General features: G+C 34.2%; 6 protein-coding genes. All 6 read left to right on the forward strand.

Annotated elements, in window-relative coordinates; all coding sequences use genetic code 11:
• Positions 1-2,211 (forward strand): DNA polymerase II (locus ABX784_RS15025; RefSeq protein WP_372655879.1); only part of this gene is annotated, 2,211 nt, incomplete at its 5' end.
• A 6-nt stretch (positions 2,212-2,217) separates the two neighbouring features.
• On the forward strand, positions 2,218-2,478 hold the full coding sequence (locus tag ABX784_RS15030; protein ID WP_372655880.1) for a hypothetical protein: 261 nt from the start codon (positions 2,218-2,220) through the stop codon (positions 2,476-2,478).
• Between the two features lie 322 nt (positions 2,479-2,800).
• Entirely contained in the window at positions 2,801-3,712 is a 912-nt protein-coding gene (locus ABX784_RS15035; RefSeq protein WP_372655881.1) for a YihY/virulence factor BrkB family protein, read from the forward strand.
• Between the two features lie 41 nt (positions 3,713-3,753).
• On the forward strand, positions 3,754-3,981 hold the full coding sequence (locus tag ABX784_RS15040; protein WP_372655882.1) for a YggT family protein: 228 nt from the start codon (positions 3,754-3,756) through the stop codon (positions 3,979-3,981).
• A 75-nt stretch (positions 3,982-4,056) separates the two neighbouring features.
• A complete protein-coding gene (locus ABX784_RS15045) occupies positions 4,057-5,151 on the forward strand; it encodes a hypothetical protein (protein WP_372655883.1) in 1,095 nt (364 codons plus the stop codon).
• 96 nt (positions 5,152-5,247) lie between these two features.
• The coding region (locus ABX784_RS15050) for a hypothetical protein (RefSeq protein ID WP_372655884.1) at positions 5,248-5,754 on the forward strand (507 nt) is incomplete at its 3' end.

Here is a 5,754-nt window from a genome sequence, read left to right on the forward strand (position 1 = left end):
ACGAACTTCCGCCCTGTATTTTTTATTGAATCTAAGAATCAGTCATTAAAGATACCTAAACTCTTAGAGAGAAAGAGTATAGGCCTTAAGAGTTTTTCTAAGCAACCCGTGGATGCACTCTACTTTTCTAAACAGTCTGACCTGTATGCAGCTAGAGACTTTTTAACTGAAAATGGTATTAGGACTTATGAGTCTGATGTAAGACCTAACGAGCGCTTCTTAATGGAGAGATTCATTAATGGAGATATGGAAATTCAAGGTGTAAGTCATGATAGGGGAAAATTAAAGATTTTTACTAATCCCCAAGTCAAAAAAACTACCTATAAAGAAAAATTCAAAGTTTTATCGTTTGATATTGAGACTAGCTTTGGCTTTGATCTTTACTCCATTGGTGTTCATTACCAACTAGGAGAAGGTAAAGAGTTTAAGAAAGTCTTTATGGTCGCTGAAGAAAATAAAGAAGTTAATGATGAACTTACATATTATAAAGGTGAGAAAGAAGTATTGATTGCTTTTAAGGAGAATGTGTTACAGCTTGACCCTGATATTATTATAGGATGGCACGTTATTGGTTTTGACCTTGATTTCTTAGAGAGGAAGTTCACTCAATACGGAATTCCTTTTAACTTTAGTAGAGATGGAGAAAAAATAAAAATCCATCAAAGAAGGAGTGGAACTTATACTTGTTCAATACCAGGTCGAGTAGTCCTCGATGGTCCTCCTACATTAAGAGGATCTTTTTATAATTTTGAAAACTTTAAACTGGATACTGTAGCATCTGAACTATTAGGGACTAATAAAGATATTAGTTCAACTGGCTCTAGTAAAGTAGAAGAGATTGAAAGAAGATTCAAAGAAGATAAGGAGTCATTGGCAACGTATAATTTACTAGACTGTACCCTTGTTAGTGATATTTACAATAAGACTGAACTAATTGACTTAAGCGTAACAAGGTCTAGAATCTCAGGCCTTCAACTTGATCGCGTTGGAATTTCGACAGGTGCATTTGATCATTTCCTTTTACCTCACATTCATAGAAAAGGTTTCGTTGCTCCCAATGTCTTAGATATACAAAGAGATGCACATGCGGCAGGTGGGTATGTCATGGAGCCTAAGGCCGGTCTCTATGAAAATGTCATTGTTCTAGATTTTAGAAGTCTCTACCCATCAATTATTAAAACTTTTAAGATAGATCCTTATTCTAGAATTATGAGTGATGTAAATACTCTAAGAACACCTACAGGTCATGAGTTCTCTAGAAGTGAAAATATTCTACCTGAGTTTATAACTGAATTATTTGAAAAAAGAATTCAGGCGAAGTCTATTAATGATTCTCACCTTTCTATGGCAATAAAGATTTTAATGAACTCTTTTTATGGCGTCATGGGATCTCCTGGATGCCGTTTTTATCATGCTGATCTTCCAACTGCTATTACAGGCACTGGGCAGTGGATACTATTGGAATCCATTGAGTTTTTTAAGGGGCTTGGCTATGAAGTCCTTTACGGTGACACAGATTCAGTATTCGTTAAATTGAAACAAGAAGATATTTATAAAATAAAAGAGCGTTCAGCAGAGTTAGTAAGAAGAGCAAATGAATTTTTAACGAAGAAGTTAGAAGTGAAGTTTGGTGTAGAGTCACATCTAGAGATGGAATTTGAAAAGGTATTTAAAAAGCTATTTCTTCCAAGTGCCAGAGGCGGGGAAGGCGGAGCGAAGAAAAGGTACGTTGGATTACTTCAATCTGAAGGTGAGGACAAATTATACTTTTCAGGAATGGAGTTTGTTAGATCTGATTGGACGAAGCTTGCTAAGAATTTTCAATACACTCTTTTTGAAAAAATTTTTCACAATGAGGACTATGAGAACTTCATAAAAGGTTACGTTGATAGACTTAAAAATGGTGAATTTGATAATTTACTTGTTTATAGAAAAAGGCTAACAAAATCGATTTCCGAGTACACCAAAACTATCCCTCCTCATGTGAGGGCCGCAAAAATTTTAGAAGATAAGGTTGGACAGTCGGGGATGAAGAGTATTGAATATATTATGACTAGCTCTGGTCCATATCCTACGGAATTAGAGTATTCTAACATCGATTATGAGCACTATATTGAAAAACAGATAAAGCCCTTAGCTGATTCCGTGTTAGGAATTTTTGAGAAGAGTTTTGATGATATTATTTGTGGCGATCAATTATCGTTCTTTTGAGGATTTATGAAATATCACTATAAAATGGCCACAGGAATTTTTATCATTTTCATGACCACGGTTCTTTACACTCGGTATGAACTAGAGCTTTATACATGGTTTTGTGAGAATGAGGAGAATGGAGCAGCTTGCTTTGTAACCCATAATTTATACCTAGAAGAGAAGAGCCCAGAGGCCGCTAGTAAATACTTAAGAATGAGTTGTAAATTAGAGTATGAAATAGCCTGTGACCTAGTAAATAAAAAGAATTCACTACCTCAAAATTAGACAACTGAAAAGCTCTACTTTCTCAACATCCTAGAATTACATTCCTGATGCGCGACGCTTCATCAAAGTGATAAACATTTACCAAATTAGCTATTAATTCTTTTGCAAAAAAGTCGAAAGTGATTTATCAATATTATATAGAACACAAATATACGTGTCTAAGTATTTGATAATAAAGAGTTATGTTGATTTACAAAGACTTACATATCCATTGACATTCTCCAGGTCTTTGTAACATTACCCTCCCAGATTTTTAGCTGGATCTGGGAGGGCTCTTAAGTTTTCCTCACAAATGATATTTTTTAAGTAGAATAGTTTATCTATGATTAAAGAAACTTATAATCTATTTAAAAAGTCATTCCTCTTATTTCAACAAAAAAGAGGAACGACTCTAGCATCATCATCCACATTCTATATCTTATTAACAGTTGTTCCTTTCTTTTTATTATTAATTAGAGTTGTTGGTTTCTTTATCGGGGACATTAATTCTACTCAGCTTCAAATCTTTAATTTGGTAGAAAGCTTTTTTCCAGACGTAGCTCCAGAAATCCTTTCACAAATTCAAGAAATTGTTAAAGGACCTCTCTTTGCTAGAGGTGAATTTACCATAATTAATTTTGGTATCTTACTCGTTTCATCACTTTCATTTTTTAATTCTATTTGGAATGGACTATATTTAATTACAGAAGATAAAAGTTATTTAAAATTAATTAAACACTTGAAGGGGATATTCGTTATTGGTGTAACTATCTTTTCATTAACACTCTTCTTTTTCTTACCTACGATATTTTATTACTCAGGTCAGTTTTTTACGAGTAACATTATTGTAAACTTTATTGCCAAAAATATTCCTAGTCTATTAAAGGTGAGTGAATACTTCTCTTCTTATAATTATGGAATTTCATACATTATAAAATCAAACTTGTTTCATGGAGTTATTTTTACTGCATTTTTTGCATTCTTATACAGATGGTTCTTCTCGTGGAAGCTTTCTTTGAAGCAATCATTTATTGCCTCTCTAATATTTAGTTTTTTGATTATTGCTGGGAAGAATTTATTTTGGATATATTTTATTTACATCAGGGATAACTTAATTAAAAACTACGGTGATTACTATACACTTATCGTTGGAATTATTTGGATTTATTTTAGTACGATTTTCTTTTATTTTGGCGCATGTATTTGTACAACATTATTAGAAAAGAAAATGTTTCTTAAACGTATTGCGACTTGAAATTTACAAGAAAAGATATATATTTTTAGTAGGAGAAAATTGTGGGTCTAATTAGAACACTTATTGAATTATATATTTTGTTACTCTTTGTAGATGTGATTCTGTCGTACTTACCTCAGTACAGAAGAAATATCTGGGTAAAGAGAGTCCATAAGCTTGCTAATTACACATGCGCGCCAATTAGAAGGTATTTACCTAATGATCTCCCTTTTGATTTTTCACCGCTAATTGTTGTGGTGATTCTGACAGTTCTAAAAGCTTTATGGTAAAAGCTTGTCTTTTTAATTCGTTTAGTTCACAATTTTAATGTGTTTACTTTTTTTCATGGATGAAAAAGGGGTCGAATGGATTCGCCTAATATAGATATTGATTTTTTAGCAAAAGAAACAATGGCCTTAAGTGAAGCTTTAAAAGGCTCGGAAGACTTTGGTCAGCCATCACTTTTTGATGAAAATTTTCAATTTTCAAGAGAAGAGGGATTCCTTATCAATGATGGTAAAGATTTACCCGAATCGAACACTGAAATAAATCCACAAGAAATTCAAGAAGAGTATAAAGCTCAAGAGCAGTCTGAGATCGTTGAAGTAAAAGTCATCGAAGATGAAATAGTTGAAGCTGAAGTATTATCAGTTGCAGATACTGAAGACTTAGAAAGTGATGATGAGGCATTTTTTGATGTAAAACTACCTCAAGAAATCGACATTAACTTTGAAGCACAAGAAATATATGAAGAAGTGGAAGAAGAGCTAGATGATTCTCCATTTCCTCAAAGTCCTGGAATCATCTTTAAGATTGATGCTGGAGTCTCAACTTTTTGTGTAAGAGGAGTTCTTTGTCATAATATTAATGACTCTGTTCATGGAGTTATGAATGATGAAAATGGTAGCTGGAAGAAGCTTAAAATTAGAGACCGAGATGAGTTGTCAGGTATTCACTACTTTGAAACAGCTTCTATAGAGCAATCGGAGATGATTGCCGAGTATATCATTAATAAAAGATTTCCAATTCAAGAAGAGATGGTTTGTAACTTGAGTGACCCTGGTTTTAGCTGGTGGCTTGAGAATAATGATAACGGAATGAAGGTTTACTTTAAGGCACAATCTGTTGAACGTGATCAACAATTTATGAGATTAGGCCCAATTGGTGATAGAGGTATTGCTTCATTAAAATTCTTAAAGTGCGAGGGATTACTTCGAAGACTTTTTTCAATTTCTGAGTACTCAACTTCGGATAAGAGTTTTGAAATTAAACCTACCAAACTAAATGATGATAATTTTTTAAATTTTAAAGATATATTTGAAAAGGGTGAATTTAACTTTGAGTTTGATCCAGCGGAATTGACTCTGGAGCAGCAAAGGTTAGTTATTTTTCTACAAGAAATAGCCGCTGTAAGAGGCTTTTGGCTATCGATAGAGGAAATTCTTAATAATAACCCTTGAGCAGAATGCTCTCTTCAATTAGAATAGTAATAACAGGATGTTGTCACAAAATTAGGATTATTTTGTGAATACTAAACTTTAAACAGGATGTTTAAATTGGAATTTTCGTTCGACTCCCATCAAAGGGGAGCTCAGAGTGCACCAGCTGCAGGTGGCGATCCATCGAGTGATCGTTTAAGAAAAGCAATTGAGCGCAATCGCGCAAAACAAGCAAAAAGAGATAATATTCAATCACAGGCATCAAGTGCTCCTGCGGATGGACCATTATTTTCAAGCCCTAAAGGTCCAAGACCTGCAGGAAGCTCATCTCGAAATATCCAAGAAAGACTTCGCGCAGCTCAGGCCGCTGGAGCTCCTAGTGGAGTACCTAGAAAGCCAGCTTCGAAATTTAGTAGTGAGCCTAAAGCTGAAGATACTTCAGGCGAAAGTAAACCTAAGAGTTGGGGTGGTGGTCTTTTAAACAAAAAAGAAGCTGCGCCTGAGACGACTAAAGCTCCATCGAGTACTACTGTAACAAGAAGAACAGTTGGTAAACCAGATGAAGCAGAGTTTTTAACTCCTGTTAGAAAAGCTGTAGCAAAATCTCCAGCGAAAGTTGGGTAT

Source organism: Halobacteriovorax sp. (assembly GCF_041587335.1).
Lineage (GTDB): Bacteria > Bdellovibrionota > Bacteriovoracia > Bacteriovoracales > Bacteriovoracaceae > Halobacteriovorax.